The 15,884-nt window shown below is 71.2% G+C and carries 20 protein-coding genes and 3 pseudogenes; 18 read left to right on the plus strand and 5 right to left on the minus strand.

Annotated features, from left to right (window positions below; all coding sequences use genetic code 11):
• The 4 genes and pseudogenes from JNW87_RS21095 to JNW87_RS21110 all read left to right on the plus strand — a co-directional run.
• A pseudogene (locus JNW87_RS21095) lies at window positions 1-818 on the plus strand (metallopeptidase TldD-related protein); the annotation flags it as partial.
• A gap of 254 nt (window positions 819-1,072) precedes the next feature.
• The gene (locus JNW87_RS21100) at window positions 1,073-1,879 is read left to right on the plus strand and encodes a hypothetical protein (RefSeq protein ID WP_109801766.1); all 807 of its coding nucleotides are present in this window, start codon (window positions 1,073-1,075) and stop codon (window positions 1,877-1,879) included.
• An 11-nt stretch (window positions 1,880-1,890) separates the two neighbouring features.
• A complete protein-coding gene (locus JNW87_RS21105; protein WP_238454249.1) occupies window positions 1,891-3,801 on the plus strand; it encodes a fumarate reductase/succinate dehydrogenase flavoprotein subunit in 1,911 nt (636 codons plus the stop codon).
• A gap of 4 nt (window positions 3,802-3,805) precedes the next feature.
• A complete protein-coding gene (locus JNW87_RS21110; RefSeq protein WP_109801764.1) occupies window positions 3,806-4,909 on the plus strand; it encodes a succinate dehydrogenase/fumarate reductase iron-sulfur subunit in 1,104 nt (367 codons plus the stop codon).
• 85 nt (window positions 4,910-4,994) lie between these two features.
• On the opposite strand, the gene JNW87_RS21115 is transcribed toward JNW87_RS21110, so the two are convergent.
• On the minus strand, window positions 4,995-5,435 hold the full coding sequence (locus tag JNW87_RS21115; RefSeq protein WP_109801763.1) for a (deoxy)nucleoside triphosphate pyrophosphohydrolase: 441 nt from the start codon (window positions 5,433-5,435) through the stop codon (window positions 4,995-4,997).
• A 93-nt stretch (window positions 5,436-5,528) separates the two neighbouring features.
• Here JNW87_RS21115 and JNW87_RS21120 point away from each other — a divergent pair.
• The 3 genes and pseudogenes from JNW87_RS21120 to JNW87_RS21130 all read left to right on the plus strand — a co-directional run bounded on the left by JNW87_RS21120 (window position 5,529) and on the right by JNW87_RS21130 (window position 7,208).
• Window positions 5,529-5,933 (plus strand): annotated as a pseudogene (locus JNW87_RS21120) (4a-hydroxytetrahydrobiopterin dehydratase).
• Window positions 5,934-6,035: 102 nt separating this feature from the next.
• Window positions 6,036-6,398, plus strand: coding sequence for a PH domain-containing protein (locus JNW87_RS21125; protein ID WP_109801761.1), 363 nt, complete (start codon window positions 6,036-6,038; stop codon window positions 6,396-6,398).
• Between the two features lie 18 nt (window positions 6,399-6,416).
• A complete protein-coding gene (locus JNW87_RS21130) occupies window positions 6,417-7,208 on the plus strand; it encodes a class I SAM-dependent methyltransferase (protein ID WP_236647797.1) in 792 nt (263 codons plus the stop codon).
• 18 nt (window positions 7,209-7,226) lie between these two features.
• Here JNW87_RS21130 and JNW87_RS21135 read toward each other — a convergent pair whose 3' ends face one another.
• Window positions 7,227-7,682 carry a hypothetical protein gene (locus JNW87_RS21135; RefSeq protein WP_109801760.1) on the minus strand — a complete coding sequence of 152 codons (456 nt, stop codon included), beginning with the start codon at window positions 7,680-7,682 and terminating at the stop codon, window positions 7,227-7,229.
• A gap of 322 nt (window positions 7,683-8,004) precedes the next feature.
• On the opposite strand from JNW87_RS21135, the gene JNW87_RS21140 reads away from it, so the two are divergent.
• The 4 genes from JNW87_RS21140 to JNW87_RS21155 all read left to right on the plus strand — a co-directional run bounded on the left by JNW87_RS21140 (window position 8,005) and on the right by JNW87_RS21155 (window position 10,042).
• The gene (locus tag JNW87_RS21140) at window positions 8,005-8,364 is read left to right on the plus strand and encodes a helix-turn-helix transcriptional regulator (protein WP_109801759.1); all 360 of its coding nucleotides are present in this window, start codon (window positions 8,005-8,007) and stop codon (window positions 8,362-8,364) included.
• Window positions 8,361-9,044, plus strand: coding sequence for a cation diffusion facilitator family transporter (locus tag JNW87_RS21145; protein ID WP_109801758.1), 684 nt, complete (start codon window positions 8,361-8,363; stop codon window positions 9,042-9,044). Before JNW87_RS21140 ends, JNW87_RS21145 begins: the two co-directional genes overlap by 4 nt.
• A 385-nt stretch (window positions 9,045-9,429) precedes the next feature.
• A complete protein-coding gene (locus tag JNW87_RS21150; RefSeq protein ID WP_109801757.1) occupies window positions 9,430-9,759 on the plus strand; it encodes a nucleoside triphosphate pyrophosphohydrolase family protein in 330 nt (109 codons plus the stop codon).
• Between the two features lie 16 nt (window positions 9,760-9,775).
• Window positions 9,776-10,042, plus strand: a complete 267-nt coding sequence (locus JNW87_RS21155; protein ID WP_201749622.1) for a tyrosine-type recombinase/integrase — start codon at window positions 9,776-9,778, stop codon at window positions 10,040-10,042.
• 32 nt (window positions 10,043-10,074) lie between these two features.
• Here JNW87_RS21155 and ychF read toward each other — a convergent pair whose 3' ends face one another.
• Complete coding sequence (ychF, locus tag JNW87_RS21160) at window positions 10,075-11,160, minus strand: redox-regulated ATPase YchF (protein ID WP_109801756.1); 1,086 nt, start codon at window positions 11,158-11,160, stop codon at window positions 10,075-10,077.
• A 164-nt stretch (window positions 11,161-11,324) separates the two neighbouring features.
• Here ychF and JNW87_RS21165 point away from each other — a divergent pair, with 164 nt between their 5' ends.
• From JNW87_RS21165 to JNW87_RS21190, 6 genes are all read left to right on the plus strand, one after another.
• Window positions 11,325-11,753 (plus strand): YbaB/EbfC family nucleoid-associated protein, encoded by a 429-nt coding sequence (locus JNW87_RS21165; RefSeq protein WP_109801755.1) that lies wholly within the window; start codon window positions 11,325-11,327, stop codon window positions 11,751-11,753.
• On the plus strand, window positions 11,750-12,067 hold the full coding sequence (locus tag JNW87_RS21170; RefSeq protein ID WP_109801754.1) for a hypothetical protein: 318 nt from the start codon (window positions 11,750-11,752) through the stop codon (window positions 12,065-12,067). Before JNW87_RS21165 ends, JNW87_RS21170 begins: the two co-directional genes overlap by 4 nt.
• Window positions 12,068-12,073: 6 nt before the next feature.
• A complete protein-coding gene (locus JNW87_RS21175; RefSeq protein WP_109801753.1) occupies window positions 12,074-12,565 on the plus strand; it encodes a hypothetical protein in 492 nt (163 codons plus the stop codon).
• The gene (locus tag JNW87_RS21180) at window positions 12,562-13,128 is read left to right on the plus strand and encodes an exonuclease (RefSeq protein WP_238454250.1); all 567 of its coding nucleotides are present in this window, start codon (window positions 12,562-12,564) and stop codon (window positions 13,126-13,128) included. The genes JNW87_RS21175 and JNW87_RS21180 overlap by 4 nt, the downstream gene beginning before the upstream one ends.
• Before the next feature lie 91 nt (window positions 13,129-13,219).
• Complete coding sequence (locus JNW87_RS21185; RefSeq protein ID WP_238454251.1) at window positions 13,220-13,675, plus strand: nucleotidyltransferase domain-containing protein; 456 nt, start codon at window positions 13,220-13,222, stop codon at window positions 13,673-13,675.
• A 28-nt stretch (window positions 13,676-13,703) separates the two neighbouring features.
• Window positions 13,704-14,051: a hypothetical protein gene (locus JNW87_RS21190; protein WP_109801750.1), complete on the plus strand. Its 348-nt coding sequence runs from the start codon at window positions 13,704-13,706 to the stop codon at window positions 14,049-14,051.
• Here JNW87_RS21190 and JNW87_RS21195 read toward each other — a convergent pair.
• Window positions 14,048-14,782, minus strand: coding sequence for a peptidase E (locus JNW87_RS21195; RefSeq protein ID WP_109801749.1), 735 nt, complete (start codon window positions 14,780-14,782; stop codon window positions 14,048-14,050). The two genes, JNW87_RS21190 and JNW87_RS21195, sit on opposite strands and share 4 nt — an antisense overlap.
• Before the next feature lie 100 nt (window positions 14,783-14,882).
• Window positions 14,883-15,344: a MarR family winged helix-turn-helix transcriptional regulator gene (locus JNW87_RS21200; RefSeq protein WP_238454252.1), complete on the minus strand. Its 462-nt coding sequence runs from the start codon at window positions 15,342-15,344 to the stop codon at window positions 14,883-14,885.
• A 130-nt stretch (window positions 15,345-15,474) separates the two neighbouring features.
• Here JNW87_RS21200 and JNW87_RS21205 point away from each other — a divergent pair.
• Window positions 15,475-15,884 (plus strand): annotated as a pseudogene (locus tag JNW87_RS21205) (EamA family transporter); the annotation flags it as partial.

Genomic DNA, 15,884 nt, shown 5'->3' on the forward strand with positions numbered 1-15,884 from the left:
CGCCCTCGACGGCGCCGCCCTCGGCGCCCGGGCGGCCGCCAAGCGCGTGCCGCCGCCGACCCGGTGGAGCTGCCGCCGGGCCGGTACGAGGTGGTGCTCGAACCGGCGCCGTCGCCGACCTGTTGCAGAACCTGGCGTGGTACGGCTTCAACGGCAAGCGGTACGCGGAGCGGCAGTCCTTCGCCGAGCCGGGCGTCGCCCAGTTCGACCCCGCGGTGACCCTGGTCGACGACCCGCTGCACGGCTCGGCCCTCCCGTACGACCCGGAGGGGACCGCCCGGCGGGCGCTGACCCTGGTGGACGGGGGCGTCACCCGGGCCATGGCACACGATCGGCGCAGCGGCGCGCAGGCGGGCACCGGTTCCACCGGTCACGGCGGCCCGGGCAGCACCACGTTCGGCCCGCTCCCCCACAACCTCCGCCTCCTCGCCACGCATGGCGACGGCGGGCCGGCCGCCGGCGTCCCGGTCGCGGACGTCGGCGCGGTGGCCGACCCGGACACCGCCGCGCTGGCCGCCGGGGTGAAGCGGGGGCTGCTGGTCAGCGACTTCTGGTACACCCGGGTGCTCGACCCGAAGCGCCTGGTGATCACCGGCCTGACCCGCAACGGGGTCTGGCTGGTCGAGGACGCCGTGCCGACCCGGGCGGTCCGCGACTTCCGCTTCACCGAGTCGTACCCGCGGGCGCTCGGCCCGGGCGCGGTGCTCGGCCTCGGCCGGCGGCCGGTGCGGCAACCGGACCGGGTGGACGGCGTGTGGTGGGAAGCGCCGCCAGTGCGCCTGGCCGCCTGGAACTTCACCGGCGGCGCCTCGGGCTGACCACGCCGGACGATCTTTCCTAACAGCCGGACATCGATCGTGCTCCGGCTCTTTCCAAGCTGGGGGACACACGGGACACTGCGTTGCGCGGCCGGGCCGCGAAGATCGGCGTAACGTGTGTCACTTAGCTGCGCCGGTACGCCGGTGCGGTCGCCTGCGTGCGCAAGACGTGGCAGTGGACGCGGTCTCGCCGGTCCGCTGACCGGTACGACTGATCCGCCGCCCGCGAGGGCCCCGTCAGGGAGACGACTCGAATGACATCAACGGCAACGAGGCCGCGGGGGGCGCGGGCACGCGCCGCGATCGCGGCGAAGACGTTGCGGACCGACCGCTGGTGGTTCCAGCCACTGATCACCGTCATCGGGCTCAGCGCCTGGGTCGCGTACGCGACGGTCCGGGTCTTCATGCACAAGTGGTACTGGGTGGACGCGTACCACTACCTGACCCCGTTCTACTCCCCGTGCGTGACGGACCGGTGCGTCGAGGGCTCCTCGCACTTCGGCAGCTTCCTGCCCGGCTGGTGGATCATCCCGGACGCGGCGTTGACCCTGCCGTTCCTGCTGCTGTTCCGGTTGACCTGCTACTACTACCGCAAGGCGTACTACCGGTCGTTCTGGCTGTCGCCGCCGGCCTGCGCCGTCCCCGACGGGCACGAGTCGTACGGCGGGGAGACCCGGTTCCCGCTGCTCGGCCAGAACCTGCACCGCTACTTCTTCTACGCCGCCGCGATCATCTCGCTGATCAACACGTACGACGCGATCTACGCCTTCCACTCGCCGAAGGGCTTCGGCTTCGGCTTCGGCAACCTGATCCTGCTGGCCAACGTGGTGATGCTCTGGGCGTACACCATCTCCTGCCACTCCTGCCGGCACATCATCGGCGGGCGACTCAAGCACTTCTCCAAGCACCCGGTGCGGTACAAGGCCTGGACGTTCATCTCCTGGCTGAACGTCCGGCACATGCAGCTCGCCTGGATCACCCTCGGCACCCTGGCGCTCACCGACTTCTACGTCATGGCGGTGGGGGCCGGCTGGTTCAACGACCTGCGGTTCATCAACTAGAGGCCCTGGACATGACTGAGACGCGAATCGAACGACACCACTACGACGTCGTCGTGATCGGGGCCGGCGGCGCCGGCCTGCGGGCGGCGATCGAGGCCCGACTGGCCGGCAAGAAGACGGCGATCATCTCCAAGTCGCTCTTCGGCAAGGCCCACACGGTGATGGCCGAGGGCGGCGCGGCGGCCGCGATGGGGAACGTGAACAGCCGGGACAACTGGCAGGTGCACTTCCGCGACACCATGCGCGGCGGCAAGTTCCTCAACAACTTCAGGATGGCCGAGCTGCACGCGAAGGAGTCGCCGCAGCGGATCTGGGAGCTGGAGACGTACGGGGCGCTCTTCGACCGCACCAAGGACGGGAAGATCTCGCAGCGCAACTTCGGTGGCCACGAGTACCCCCGCCTGGCGCACGTCGGTGACCGGACCGGCCTGGAGCTGATCCGTACCCTCCAGCAGAAGATCGTCTCCCTGCAGCAGGAGGACAAGCGCGACCTCGGCGACTACGAGGCCCGGATCAAGGTCTTCGCCGAGACCACCATCACCGAGCTGCTGCTCGACGGCGAGCGGGTGGCCGGCGCGTTCGGCTACTACCGGGAGTCCGGCGAGTTCATCCTGTTCGAGGCACCCGCGGTGGTCCTCGCCACCGGCGGCGTCGGCCGGTCCTACAAGGTCACCTCGAACTCCTGGGAGTACACGGGAGACGGTCACGCTCTCGCCCTGCGCGCCGGGGCCACTCTGATCAACATGGAGTTCCTCCAGTTCCACCCGACCGGCATGGTCTGGCCCGTGTCGGTGAAGGGCATCCTGGTCACCGAGTCGGTGCGTGGCGACGGCGGCGTGCTGAAGAACTCCGACGGCAAGCGGTTCATGTTCGACTACGTCCCCGACGTCTTCCGCAAGCAGTACGCGGACAACGAGGAGGAGGCGGACCGCTGGTACAAGGACCCGGACAACAACCGGCGTCCGCCGGAGCTGCTGCCCCGCGACGAGGTCGCCCGCGCGATCAACAGCGAGGTCAAGGCCGGTCGCGGTACGCCGGCCGGCGGCGTCTACCTGGACATCGCCTCCCGGCTGCCGGCCGAGGAGATCCGCCGCCGGCTGCCGTCGATGTACCACCAGTTCAAGGAGCTGGCCGACGTCGACATCACCAGGGAGCCGATGGAGGTCGGCCCGACCTGTCACTACGTGATGGGTGGCGTCGAGGTGGACCCGGACAGCGGTGCCGCGTTCGGCGCCGTGCGCGGGCTCTTCGCCGCCGGTGAGGTCTCCGGCGGCATGCACGGCTCGAACCGGCTCGGCGGCAACTCGCTGTCCGACCTGCTGGTCTTCGGCAAGCGGGCGGGCGGCCACGCCGCCTCGTACGCCGACCAGTTGACCTCGCGCCCGAAGGTGCCGGTCGCGGCCGTGGAGACCGCGGTGGAGACGGCGCTGGCGCCGCTGCAGCGGGACACCGGGGAGAGCCCGTACACCCTCCAGCAGGACCTCCAGGCGGTGATGGGGGATCTGGTCGGCATCATCCGGCGGGAGGGTGAGCTGGTCGACGCGTTGGGCAGGCTGGCGGAGCTGCGCGAGCGGGTGGCGAAGGTGAGCGCGGCCGGCGGCCGGCGCTACAACCCGGGCTGGCACCTGGCGCTGGACCTGCGCAACATGCTGGTGGTCTCGGAGTGCACCGCGAAGGCGGCGCTGGAGCGGCAGGAGTCGCGCGGCGGGCACACCCGGGAGGACCACCCGGCGATGGACCCGAAGTGGCGGCGGGTCAACCTGGTCTGCTCGCTGGACGGCGACACGGTCCGGCTGACCCACAAGCCGCTGCCGAAGATGCGGGGCGAGCTGATCAGCCTCTTCGACCGCGCCGAGCTGTCCAAGTACCTGACCGACGAGGAGCTCGCCGAGTTCGACGCCCTCGCGCAGAAGGAGAGCTGACGAAATGGGTGAGCAGAAATCCCAGGCGGCCGGCAAGCCGGGCGCGAAGCGACAGTTCCGCATCTGGCGGGGCGACGAGACCGGCGGCGACCTGCAGGACTACACGGTCGAGGTGAACGAGGGCGAGGTGGTCCTCGACGTCATCCACCGGCTCCAGGCCACCGACGCGCCCGACCTGGCCTGCCGGTGGAACTGCAAGGCCGGCAAGTGCGGCTCCTGCTCGATGGAGATCAACGGCAAGCCGCGGCTGAGCTGTATGACCCGGATGTCGACGTTCGAGGAGACCGAGACGGTCACCGTCACGCCGCTGCGGACCTTCCCCGTCATCCGGGACCTGGTCACGGACGTCTCGTTCAACTACGAGAAGGCCCGGGAGACCCCGGCCTTCGCGCCGCCGGCCGACGTCGCCCCGGGCGACTACCGGATGCAGCAGGTGGACGTCGAGCGCTCGCAGGAGTTCCGCAAGTGCATCGAGTGCTTCCTGTGCCAGAACGTCTGCCACGTGATCCGCGACCACGAGGAGAACAAGCAGGCGTTCTCCGGTCCGCGGTTCTTCATCCGGGCCGCGGAGCTGGACATGCACCCGCTCGACGCGAAGACCGACCGCAAGGAGTACGCGCAGGCCGAGCAGGGTCTGGGCTTCTGCAACATCACCAAGTGCTGCACCGAGGTCTGTCCCGAGCACATCAAGATCACGGACAACGGGATCATCCCCATGAAGGAGCGGGTCGTCGACCGCAGGTACGATCCCCTCGTGTGGCTTGGTAGCAAGATCTTCCGGAGGGGTCAGGTGCCTCAGACCTTCGTAACCAGCGCGCAGCAGAGCGGCGCGGCGCATTCCGCTGCCGCCCATGGCGGCGTGCACTCGCACGCGGGCGGCTCGCACGACCCGCGCCATGAGGCGGAGGCGCAGAAGGGCGTCAACTGGCACCGCCAGGTGCCGCACCCGACCGCCGCGCCCGTCGACGCCAACGGCAGGCTGCCGCTGACGGAGCTGACCTTCGACCGGGCGGCGGCGCCGTCGCCGTTCGGCGACGACGTCACCTTCCCGCTGCCGCCCGAGCACCTCAACTTCGCTCACCCGAGCCAGGACGAGCCGAAGCACTGAGCACGACGACAACAACGAAGACGGGGGCCGCGGCGACTTGCCGCCGGCCCCCGTCCCGTTTTCGCCTCCGTGTCCGCTTCCGCGGTCAGCCGGCGGCGAGCAGCGGGCGGAGGGCGGCGACGATCGGGGCGTCGGCGGGGAGCCAGGCGACGGAGTCGAGTTCGCTGGCGGTGAGCCAGCGCAGCTCGGAGTGTTCCAGCGCCTTCGGTTGGTCGCCGTGGAGCAGCCGGGCCGTGTACACCTTGAGCACCGAGCGACCGTGCGCCATCCGGACGTCGCGGCCGACCCGGTCGCCGATCTTCACGCGTACGGCGAGTTCCTCGACGCACTCCCGGACCAGGGCGGCGGTCTCGCTCTCGCCCGGCTCGACCTTGCCGCCGGGGAACTCCCACCGGCCGGCGACCTCGGGGGGCGCGGAGCGCGCGCAGGCCAGGACCCGCCCGTCGGCGATGATCGCCGCTCCGACGACCACCTTCGGCTCGCGCCGGTCGGGCTGTCCGTATCCGCTTACCCGTTCGGTCCGCACGGGCGTCCAGCGTGCCAGATCAATCGGCGGTTTGGGTACCGGAGTCGGCCGTCAGGCCAACAGAACACGGAAGTGTGGGCGTGGACACACCATGTGTGCGACGACAGACTAGAGGTCGTCTACGAGGACACGGGATGGCGGCGATTTGGCCACAAGCCGGCAACGACGCCTGGGAGGTGCGGTGATGCGTGTGCTGTTCAGCGGCCGAGCAAAGCACGACTACCTCAGCGACGCGCTCACCCTGCTGTCCGGGTGGACCCGCGAGGGCGAGCAGATCCGCCGGACCATGGTCCTCGACGACACCCAGCACGCGGCCCTGACCGAACGGGTCAAGGTGGTGGCCGACGCGCTGCGCCTGCGCCCCGAGATCAGCCGCCGCGCCGACCAGACCCAGATCCGGGTCGGCACGGCGACGGCGAGCCGCTGACCGAGGGCGAGGTCCTGCTGGCCGCCCGCATCGAGGACGCCTTCCGCGCGGTCACCGACATCCGCTCCTGACCCACCAGGTCACTCCGGAGCCCCGCCGCGAATCCGTCGATGCGCGGCGGGGCTCCTCTGCTGTCCGTCGGCTGTTGGCGCGCCCTGCCTACCGTGGGACGCATGGTGAACGCGACGTACGACCGTAAGGAACAGTTCCAGCAGATCCAGAGTGGGCTCCTGGACGGCGAACAGATCATCGCCGTCTACGACGCGGTGGGCACGGGCACCGGCTTCATCGGCCTGACCGACCGCCGGGTGATCATCCAGGACCGGTCGTTCGTCGGTAAGCGGCACGCCATCACCAGCATCCCGTACTCGAAGATCACCAGCGTCAGCGTGGTCAGCAACAAGTCGTGGGGCGGGTCGTTCTTCTCCACCGGCGCGATCGCCATCCACGTCGGTACGCACACCTACGAGGTCGAGTTCCGGGGCGCGCAGAAGAGCCACCACGTGCACAACGTGATCCTGCACCACATCTCCTGACCCCTATCCTGATCAGTCATGGCGGATCTCCACGCGCAGCGGCGGCAGGACGTCGACCGCGTCATGGCCGATGTGGACCACTGCATGGACCGGCGCCTCGCGGCCGTCTACGACGCGGAGAACCGGTGGGGCCGCGACGACGACTTCTTTCTCACGGCGGTCGACCAGACCCCGGCGGCCCGGGTGCTCGACCTCGGCTGCGGCACGGGCCGCCTCACCCTGGCGCTGGCCGCCGCCGGCCACACCGTCACCGGCGTCGACCCGCACTGCGCGTCCCTCGACGCCGCCCGGGCCAAGCCGGGCGCCGACCGGATCACCTGGATCGAGGGCACCGCCGAGGTCCTGCCGGACGCGGCGTACGACGTCGCGGTGCTGACCAGCCACGTGGCGCAGGAGATCCGCGCGGAGGACGACTGGCGGCGGACGCTCGCCCACCTGCGCCGGGCGCTGGTGCCCGGCGGCCGGCTGGTCTTCGACTCCCGCGACCCGGCGGCCCGCCGGTGGGAGCGCTGGAACCCCCGGGACTCCCGGCGCCGCCTGACGCTGCCGAACGGCACAGTGGTCGACGCCTGGACCGAGCTGACCGAGGTACGCGCCGGCCTGGTCAGCTTCGTTCACCACTACCTCCTGCCCGACGGCGACGAGCTGCGCAGCCCGGGGACGTTGCGCTTCCGGACCGAGGCGGAACTGCGGACGGCCCTGGCCGCCGCCGGCTTCGCGGTCGAGCGGATCCACGGCGGATGGGGCCGGGAGCCGGTGGGCGCGAACGACGACGGAGAACTGATCGTCATGGCCCGCGCCGCCGACTGACCGGGCCGGCGGGCGGCGTCAGCGGCGGTAGGCCAGCTCGAAGTCGAGCGTCCAGTCGACGCCGTCGGCGGACTTCTCCCAGCGGCCGTCGATCGTGTCGCCGTCGGCGCTCAGGGTGCCGGTGAAGCGCTGGTGGAAACCGGGCGCGTCCCGCCGGATCCGCCACACCCGGTCGGCGAACGTCATCCGGTAGACCCGGTGCACGCCCCGCGCGTCGGCGTACAGCATGGTGAACTCGTCGGCGGAGTCGTCCAGGCCGATCAGCGCCGTGGTGGGGAACGGGGCGTTCTCCCGCCAGGCCTGCGGCGCGGTGTCCGGCACCGGCTCGGCGTCCGTGACCTGACGCAGGAACTGGCCGTCCTCGACCCAGTCGAAGACCGTCCACCCGGCGCCGAGGCCCTCGACCTTCGGCTGCACCGTCCACCGCCCGACGAGTACGTCGAGTCGCGCGAGCGCAGAATGCCGCTCCTTCATCCCACTACCTCCTCCGGCGTCGATGGGCTCACGCTAATCGCGGGCCCCGACAACGGCCGGGGATTACCGGGTCAGCGGACCAGGCGGCGGATGCACGGCCCGTCGTGGTCGGCGCGGAGGAGGCAGCGCCGGCCGCCGGGTAGCAACAGGTCACAGCAGACCCGATGCCGTACGCCCTGGTCAGCCTGGTCCTGCGCGGGTCGGTCGGTCCGCTGGCGTCCGGCACCATCCAGCCGAATCCGCCGCCACGGCTACGTCCGTGGCTACTCCTCGGGACGACCCCGACCGGTGAACCATCCGGTGCGAGCGCTATCATCGCGATATGGCGATTGGTTGTACTCCCGGGGTAGCTCCGGCTGTGGCGCTATTCCGCTCCCTCGGTGATCCGACCCGGCTGGCCATCCTGCGTCGGATCGCCACCGGGGAGGCGCGCGTGGTGGACCTGACCGGCGAGTTGGGGCTGGCGCAGTCGACCGTCTCGAAGCACCTGGCGTGTCTGCGCGACTGCGGGCTGATCGACTACCGGGCTGAGGGTCGCCAGTCGTTCTACGCACTGACGCGACCGGAGCTGTTGGACCTGCTGCGCTCGGCGGAACAGCTTCTGGCCGCCACGGGCGAAGCGGTCGCCCTCTGCCCGGTCTACGGCACTCCGGCCGACTCCCCGGCGGAGGTGACGGCGTGAGCACATCCATCCGGACGCCGGAGCGTCGGGCGGTGCTGTCCCGGCGCAGCCTGTGGCTGGCCTACGCCACCGCCGGCTACAACCTGTTAGAGGGCCTGGTCGCCATCGCCGCCGGCGCGGCAGCCTCGTCCACGGCACTGATCGGCTTCGGCCTGGACTCGTTCGTCGAGGTGTCCAGCGCCGCCGTGCTGATCTGGCAGTTCCGCTCCCGCGTACCCGAGGACAGGGAACAGCTCGCGCCGCGGCTCATCGGCGTCTCGTTCTTCGCCCTGGCCGCCTGGGTGACCTTCGACGCCGTCCGCTCGCTGCTGGCCGGCGGCGACGCCGACGCCAGCCGCGTCGGCATCGGCCTTGCCGTCGCGTCGCTGCTCGTCATGCCGCTGCTCGTGCGGGCCAAGCGGCGCACCGGCCGCGAACTCGGCTCGGCAACGGTCATCGCCGACTCCACGCAGACCATGCTCTGCACCTACCTGTCCGCGGTGCTGCTCGTCGGCCTGGTCCTCAACGCCGCGTGGGGTTGGTCATGGGCCGACCCGATCGCCGCGCTCGTCATCGCCGGCGTCGCGGTCAAGGAAGGCGTGGAAGCCTGGCGCGGCGAGCACTGCGACGACTGCGCACCGCTACCCGCCAGCGAAGGCTCAAGCTGCGCCGATGGCTGCTGCACTGACCGGAAGCCATGACCATGGCCTGGCTCGCGCTGCTGCTGTACCCATTGGGCCCATGGATCGTCTGCTCTCGATGCCACTGGAAGTCGGCAGTCGCTTGGTCCAGCTCGGCGATGAGGTGAGGTCGGGCCGGCGGTATGCCGCCTCGAGCCCGGACGTCATTCATGCGAAGTAATGCGTCCGTCGCAGCCGCCAGCAGGGCCTGGTGACGGGCAAGCGCCCGGTGGCGCGCTACCGGGTCACTCGCAACGAGGTCGGAGACCCAGGAGAAGTCGCCTTGCAGCGTCGGGAGCACCACGACAGCCTGCCATCCGCCCCGAGCTCGCCCGACACCCGCAACCCGGCTTCTTTAGCGGGAGGTGTCATCGGTGGGGACGGGTTTCGGCCATACTGGTCCGCCATGGACCTGGACGAGTATCAGCGCGGCGCCCTCCGTACTGCCGCTCCACGTGACAAGAGGAACGAGCTGCTCCACCTGGTGCTCGGGCTGGTCGGCGAGTCGGGTGAGATCGCCGAGAAGTTCAAGAAGTGGGTCCGAGACCTCGACAGCGAGGAGTCCCGGATCGACCGGGCCGACATCGCCAAGGAACTCGGTGACGTGCTCTGGTACATGGCGGTGCTCGCCGACTACCTCGATCTCTCGCTGGACGACATCGCGACGGCCAACCTGGCCAAGCTGGCCAGCCGCCAGGGCCGTGGCGTGCTGGGTGGCAGCGGCGACAACCGCTGAGCCGGGGTTTGCCTATGTGGTTGTCAAGCCGCGTTCGGGGGGTATCCCGGCCGGGGGGAGATTCCTACGGCACTACTTCGCCTCCGGGTTGATCGCGCAGGGGTGCGACGTGGTGACCGTGCAGCGGGCGCTGGGCCACGCGAACCCGGCCGTGACTTTGAAGACGTACAGCCACTTGTGGCCGACGGCGGAGGACAAGACCCGCAAGGCTGCGGCGGCGCTGATGGCTGAGACGTTGACCAGCGACAGTTCTGCGGACTATCTGCGGACTGGGGAGGCGTGACATGCCCCCTGACCTGCGAGAATGTGGCCCGCCTAGACGTTGAAGCGGAACTCCACGACGTCGCCGTCCTGCATGACGTACTCCTTGCCCTCGATCCGGACCCTGCCGGCGGCCTTCGCCGCCGCCATCGATCCGGCCGCGACCAGGTCGTCGTAGGAGACCACCTCGGCCTTGATGAAGCCGCGCTGGAAGTCGGAGTGGATGACCCCCGCGGCCTCCGGCGCGGTCGCGCCGACCGGGACGGTCCAGGCCCGCGCCTCCTTGGGCCCCGCCGTGAGGTACGTCTGGAGCCCGAGCGTGCGGAAGCCGACCCGGACGAGCTGGTTCAGGCCCGGCTCGTACTGGCCGATCGACTCCAGCAACTCGCGGGCCTCCTCCTCGGGCAGGTCCACCAGCTCCGACTCGATCTTGGCGTCCATGAAGACCGCCTCCGCCGGAGCGACCAGCGCCCGCAGCTCGTCGAGGAACTCGGCGTTGCCCAGCTCGGCCTCGTCCACGTTGAAGACGTAGAGGAACGGCTTGATGGTGAGCAGGTGCAGCTCGCGCAGGTGCTCCAGCTCGATCTTGGCGGCGGCCGCGCCGGCGTACAGGGTGGTGCCGCCGTCGAGGACGTCGACGGCCTTCTTCGCGGCCTCGACCGCGGCGGCCCGGTCCTTGCGGAGCTTGGCTTCCTTCTCCAGCCGCGGCAGCGCCTTCTCCAGGGTCTGGAGGTCGGCCAGGATCAGCTCCGTGTTGATCGTCTCGATGTCGTCGGCCGGGGAGACCTTGCCGTCGACGTGCACCACGTTCGGGTCGGAGAAGGCGCGCACCACCTGGCAGATCGCCGAGGCGTCGCGGATGTTGGCCAGGAACGCGTTGCCCCGGCCCTGCCCCTTCGAGGCGCCCCGGACCAGGCCGGCGATGTCGACGAACGACACCGGCGCCGGCAGCACCTTCTGCGAGGCGAAGATCTCTGCGAGCTTGCCCAGCCGCTCGTCGGGCAGCCCGACCACGCCGACGTTCGGCTCGATGGTGGCGAACGGGTAGTTCGCCGCGAGCACGTCGTTCTTGGTCAACGCGTTGAACAGGGTGCTCTTGCCGACGTTGGGCAGGCCGACGATCCCGATGGTGAGGCTCACGGGCGGCCAGTCTACGCGGCCCCCGACCTGGCCCTGCCGGCCGGCGTCCCGTCCGGTAGGCGAACCGCCGGTAACCGCCCCCGCACGCGCTGTCAAGGACGGTCACCGGTACGTGGCGGGACGTTGCTACCCTCTTCGGTGCCGTAGGCCCGCGGGGAGGCGTTGTGGACCAGGTGACCGAATTCAACCGGTTGTTCGAGCAGACCCGGCTCGTGCTCGCCTCGATGCACGGAACAGCGGCCACGTCCGGGGCGGACGAGGCTGCCGAGCCGCTGCGGGCGGCGGGCACGGCGGCCGAGGGCCAGGTCGAGGTGGTGCTGGTCGGCCAGCGGGTCGAGTCGGTGCGGTTGGACCCGCGGGTGCTGCGGGCGGGCGCCGAACTGCTCGGCGAGTACGTCGCCCAGGCGGTCAACGCCGCCCTGGACGACCTGCGCCACCAGGCCGGGCAGGCCGGGGCGGAGCCGGCCGCGCTCGACCCGGCCGCGCTCGGCGAGACCCTCGGCCAGCTGCAGGACCAGTCGGTGCGGAGCATGTCGGCGATGAGCCAGGCGCTGACCGACGTGGTGCAGCGGATCCAGGAGGGGGGCCGGTGACCGGCGGATACGAGGTCCACCCGCCCGCGCTCCGCCAGGGTGGCAGCGAGCTGGCGGCGGTCGCCGAGCAGGTGGCCGCCCAGTGGGAGGCGTTGCAGGCCCGCACCGCGGCGATGGGCGACATCTTCGGCGACGACGACGTGGGCGGCCTGATCGGCATGTCGTACCAGGTGGCCGAGGAGATCGCGGGCGAGTGCCTGCGCTCCGTCGTCGAGGGGCTGCGCGGCTTCGGTGCGGGCCTCGGCGTGATGGCCGAGCGGTACGACCTGGCCGAGCAGGACAACCTCGCCAACTTCAGCAACCTGAGCTGGTAGGCGGCGATGGGCATCATGCTCCCCGGCGAACTGGCCGGGCTGCTCAACGAGCTGGGGTACACCTGGCCGAAGTCCGACGAGGCGCAACTGTTCGCGCTGGGCCAGATGTGGCTGGAGCTGGCCGGCTCGCTGCAGCGGACGGCGGCCGAGGGGGCGGCTACCGCGCAGCGGCTGCTCGACGGCAACTCCGGCGAGGCGATGGCCGCCTTCGGGAAGCGCTGGACGGCCGAGGGGTCCGCGATCACCGTGCTCCAGAAGGGCGCCACCGGAGCCCAGATGGTGGCGGCCACCCTCTTCGTCTGCGCCCTGATCGTGCTGGCCCTGAAGATCAACGTGATCGTCCAGCTGACCATCCTACTGATTCAGATCATCCAGGCGGTCGCCACGGCGGGTCCCACCTTCGGCGCCTCGCTGTTGGAGATCCCGGTCTTCAAGAAGCTCACCGACGTGGTGCTCGGAATCCTCGTCGACCAGGCGATCGGGGTGGTGCTCGGATGACTTCCCCACTGCCGGAGCTTTACGTGGCGGTCGACGTGGAGGCGGACGGCCCGATCCCCGGGCCGTACAGCATGATCTCGCTGGGCATGGCCGTGGCGGGCCGGCCGGACCTCAGCTTCTACACCGAGCTGCGACCCATCTCGGACGACTTCGTGCCCGCCGCGCTGGCCGTCTCCGGCCTGGACCGGGACCGCCTGCTCCGCGAGGCGCCGACCGCCGAGGAGGCCATGTCGGCCGCCGCGAAGTGGGTCAACGGCCTGCGGACGATCGGGCGGCCGGTCTTCCTCGCCGCCCCCGCCGTGTGGGACGGCATGTTCGTGCACTGGTACTTCGTCCGGTTCGTCGGCCACAGCCCCTTCGGGGCGACGGGCTCCGGGGTGGACCTGCGCAGCTACTGGATGGGGCTGACCGGCAGCGAGTGGGTGCAGACCCGCAAGGGGAAGATCAAGCACGAGCTGGGCCTGTACGACGTGCCGCACACCCACCACGCCGGGGAGGACGCCGCCGAGCTCGCCCAGGTCTTCGACGCGGTGCTTCGGCACCGAACGGAGGGGCCGGCATGAGCGGCCGGCACGGCGTACCGGGCGGGGCGACCTCGGCCGCCCGGGGCATCATCGCCCGGGCCGCCCGGAGCATGATGCACCAGGCGACGAGGTGGCGGGTGAGGCCGCCGAGTCGGCCGCCGCCCGGACTGCGCGGCGGATCCCGCAGGGCTTCACCGAGCGGCAGTGGACCCGGTTCGCCCGGGGCGCCCGGCAGACCCAGCGGCAGGCCGGACTGCCGGACGGCGACCTGGTCGCGCATGGCAGTCGGGTACGCGGCAGCGCCCGCACCGACTCGGACATCGACGTGGCGCTGATCGTCGACGACGACGCCTTCTTCGACCTGGCCGAGCGTTCCCTCGCGCGCGCGCCGGCCGGCACCCGGCTGCGCAGGACGATGCTGCGCCGGATCAACGAGAACGGTCAGCTCGCCAGCTTCGACCTCGGCACCGACTTCACCGGCCTGCGTCGCCAACTGATGGACGTGCACGTGCCGCACAAGGTGCAGTTCTCGGTGCTGCGGCGCGGCGGGAAGTTCGACAACGGCCCGTTCCTCCCGCTCGATTGAGCGGACCGGCATCTGGCAAGGTGACAGGGTGCAGACGACGTTGCAGTTCCTGATCATGGTGGACGGCCCGCTGGAATCGGCGGAGCTGCTGGACCGGATCCGCACTCGGCTGCCTGACGCGGTGCCCTACCGGCGGGACTCAGTGGACGTCCGGGGCAACCTGCTGGAGATCAACCCCAACGAGGGGGCCGACCCGCGGCTGGCCGCGAGCGACGAGGACGACTACCTCTACTTCAGGTGGCGGGTCGAGCTGACCCCGATGGACCGGACGGTGGACGAGGACCACCAGGTCACGCTGGCCCGGGAGCTGCTCCGGGCGATCGAGGGCCCGCAGGTGCGGGCCACCGTCTGCGCCGCCTTCGAGGACCGGGTCTAGCCGAGCAGCCGGGGCTCGATCCGGGTCTCCCGGACGCTGCCGTCCTCGGCCCGGCTCACCTCGTACGCCGCCACGCCCTCGCGGTCGGCGACCGCCTCGGCCAGGCGGATGCCCCGGTAGACCAGCCCCACCCCGTCGTCGGTGCAGTGGCTCACCGGGAGTGTGCCGTCACCGACCAGCTTGTGCATCAGCGGCCGGCGCTGCTCCTCGGCGTCGTAGTGCACCCCGTTGCCGTACGGCAGCCAGCCCAGCCCGTCGACGAAGGGCCGCAGGGTCGGGCCGAAGCTGTCGGTGGCGCCGCCGAGGTGCCAGCAGATCGACCCGGCGGAGACCCCGCCCAGCACCACGCCGGCCTGCCAGCACTCGTGCAGGATCTCGTCGAGGCCGTGTACCCGCCAGACCGCGCAGAGGTTGGCCACGCTGCCGCCGCCCACCCAGATGACGTCCTGGGCGAGCAGGTGGGCCCGCACGTCCTCGACGGTGGGCATCGGGAAGTGGGCCAGGTGGGACGGGCGGAACCGGGTGCCGGCGAACGCCCCGTAGAAGACGGTGAACGAGGTCGGCTGGTCGCCGACCGCCTGGTTGAGGTAGCAGATCCGGGGCGCGTCACCGGCCTGCGCCAGCTCGGCTATCAGCTCGAAGACCGGGCCGGGCTGCGCGTCGTACGGGCCGCGGCGCCGGCTGGAGAAGCCCATGCTGGTGGCGACGATGGTCGGTTCGCTGGCGGGCACGGTCGTCCTCCCGGTCGGTGACTGGCGGTCACGATCATCCTCCGCCACGCGCGCCGGCCCGCGCAGCCCCGCCCTCCGTCGGCCGGCGCGGCCCGATCGCTCAGCCCTCCGCCTCGGCGGCGGCGAGCAGCGTACGCAGCAGGTCGGCGAGGCGCGCCTGGTCCCCGGGCGACAGCGCGTCGAGGATCTGCCGCTGCACGGCCAGCCCGGCCTCGGCCGACTCCTCGACCACCCGCCGACCGTCGTCGGTGAGGGTGACCCGCAGCCCGCGCCGGTCCGCCGGGTCGGGCGTACGCCGGACCAGGCCGGCCCGCTCCAACCGGTCCAGCCGGCCGGTCATCCCGCCGGAGGTCAGCATCAGCCCGGCGGCGAGCGCCTTCGGCGCGAGCGTGTACGGCTCGCCGCAGCGGCGCAGCGCGGCGAGCACGTCGAACTCGCCGCGGCCGATCCCCCAGCCGGCGTACACCTTTTCCTGGCGGTCGCCGACCAGCCGGGCCAGCCGGTAGATCCGGCCGAAGACGGCCATCGGCTCGGCCGCATCCCGGCCCGTTCCCGACGCCACTGCTCGACGATCGTGTCGACCTCGTCCGTTGCTGCCACTCCCGGATTGTGCCGCACCTCGCACTTCCCCTTTCGCTCGACACTCATTAGCTTAACTCTAAGATACTTAGCGAAAAGATAGGGACGGGATCATGAACCGGCGCTGGACCGACGTCGCGCTGACCGCCGCCGCCCCGACCGCCTGGGGCACCACCTACCTGGTCACCACCGAGCTGCTCCCCGCCGACCGGCCGCTCTGGTCCGGTGCGCTCCGGGCGCTGCCGGCCGGGCTGCTGCTGCTCGCGCTGACCCGCCGCCGACCGCACGGCGTCTGGTGGTGGCGCTCGGCCCTGCTCGGCGCGCTCAACATCGGCGCCTTCTTCCCGCTGCTCTTCCTCGCCGCCTACCGGCTGCCGGCGGGACCGCCGCGGTGCTCGGCGCGGCCCAGCCGCTGCTGTCGCCGCGCTCGGCGTGATCGCCCTGGCACCCGACCCGGCCGGCCGGCGCTGCTCGCCGCGCTGGCCGCACCACTGGGCGTCACCCTGGTGGTGCTGCGACCGGC

The organism is Micromonospora sp. ATA51 (assembly GCF_016802855.1).
GTDB lineage: Bacteria > Actinomycetota > Actinomycetes > Mycobacteriales > Micromonosporaceae > Micromonospora > Micromonospora sicca.

Bases quoted from the DNA above. Each gene is read 5' to 3' on its own strand.
- JNW87_RS21110 (WP_109801764.1), top strand. From the start codon at position 3,806: ATGGGTGAGCAGAAATCCCAGGCGGCCGGCAAGCCGGGCGCGAAGCGA.
- JNW87_RS21130 (WP_236647797.1), top strand. From the start codon at position 6,417: ATGGCGGATCTCCACGCGCAGCGGCGGCAGGACGTCGACCGCGTCATG.
- JNW87_RS21135 (WP_109801760.1), bottom strand. From the start codon at position 7,682: ATGAAGGAGCGGCATTCTGCGCTCGCGCGACTCGACGTACTCGTCGGG.
- JNW87_RS21175 (WP_109801753.1), top strand. From the start codon at position 12,074: ATGGGCATCATGCTCCCCGGCGAACTGGCCGGGCTGCTCAACGAGCTG.
- JNW87_RS21180 (WP_238454250.1), top strand. From the start codon at position 12,562: ATGACTTCCCCACTGCCGGAGCTTTACGTGGCGGTCGACGTGGAGGCG.
- JNW87_RS21140 (WP_109801759.1), top strand. From the start codon at position 8,005: ATGGCGATTGGTTGTACTCCCGGGGTAGCTCCGGCTGTGGCGCTATTC.
- JNW87_RS21150 (WP_109801757.1), top strand. From the start codon at position 9,430: ATGGACCTGGACGAGTATCAGCGCGGCGCCCTCCGTACTGCCGCTCCA.
- JNW87_RS21100 (WP_109801766.1), top strand. From the start codon at position 1,073: ATGACATCAACGGCAACGAGGCCGCGGGGGGCGCGGGCACGCGCCGCG.
- JNW87_RS21125 (WP_109801761.1), top strand. From the start codon at position 6,036: ATGGTGAACGCGACGTACGACCGTAAGGAACAGTTCCAGCAGATCCAG.
- JNW87_RS21105 (WP_238454249.1), top strand. From the start codon at position 1,891: ATGACTGAGACGCGAATCGAACGACACCACTACGACGTCGTCGTGATC.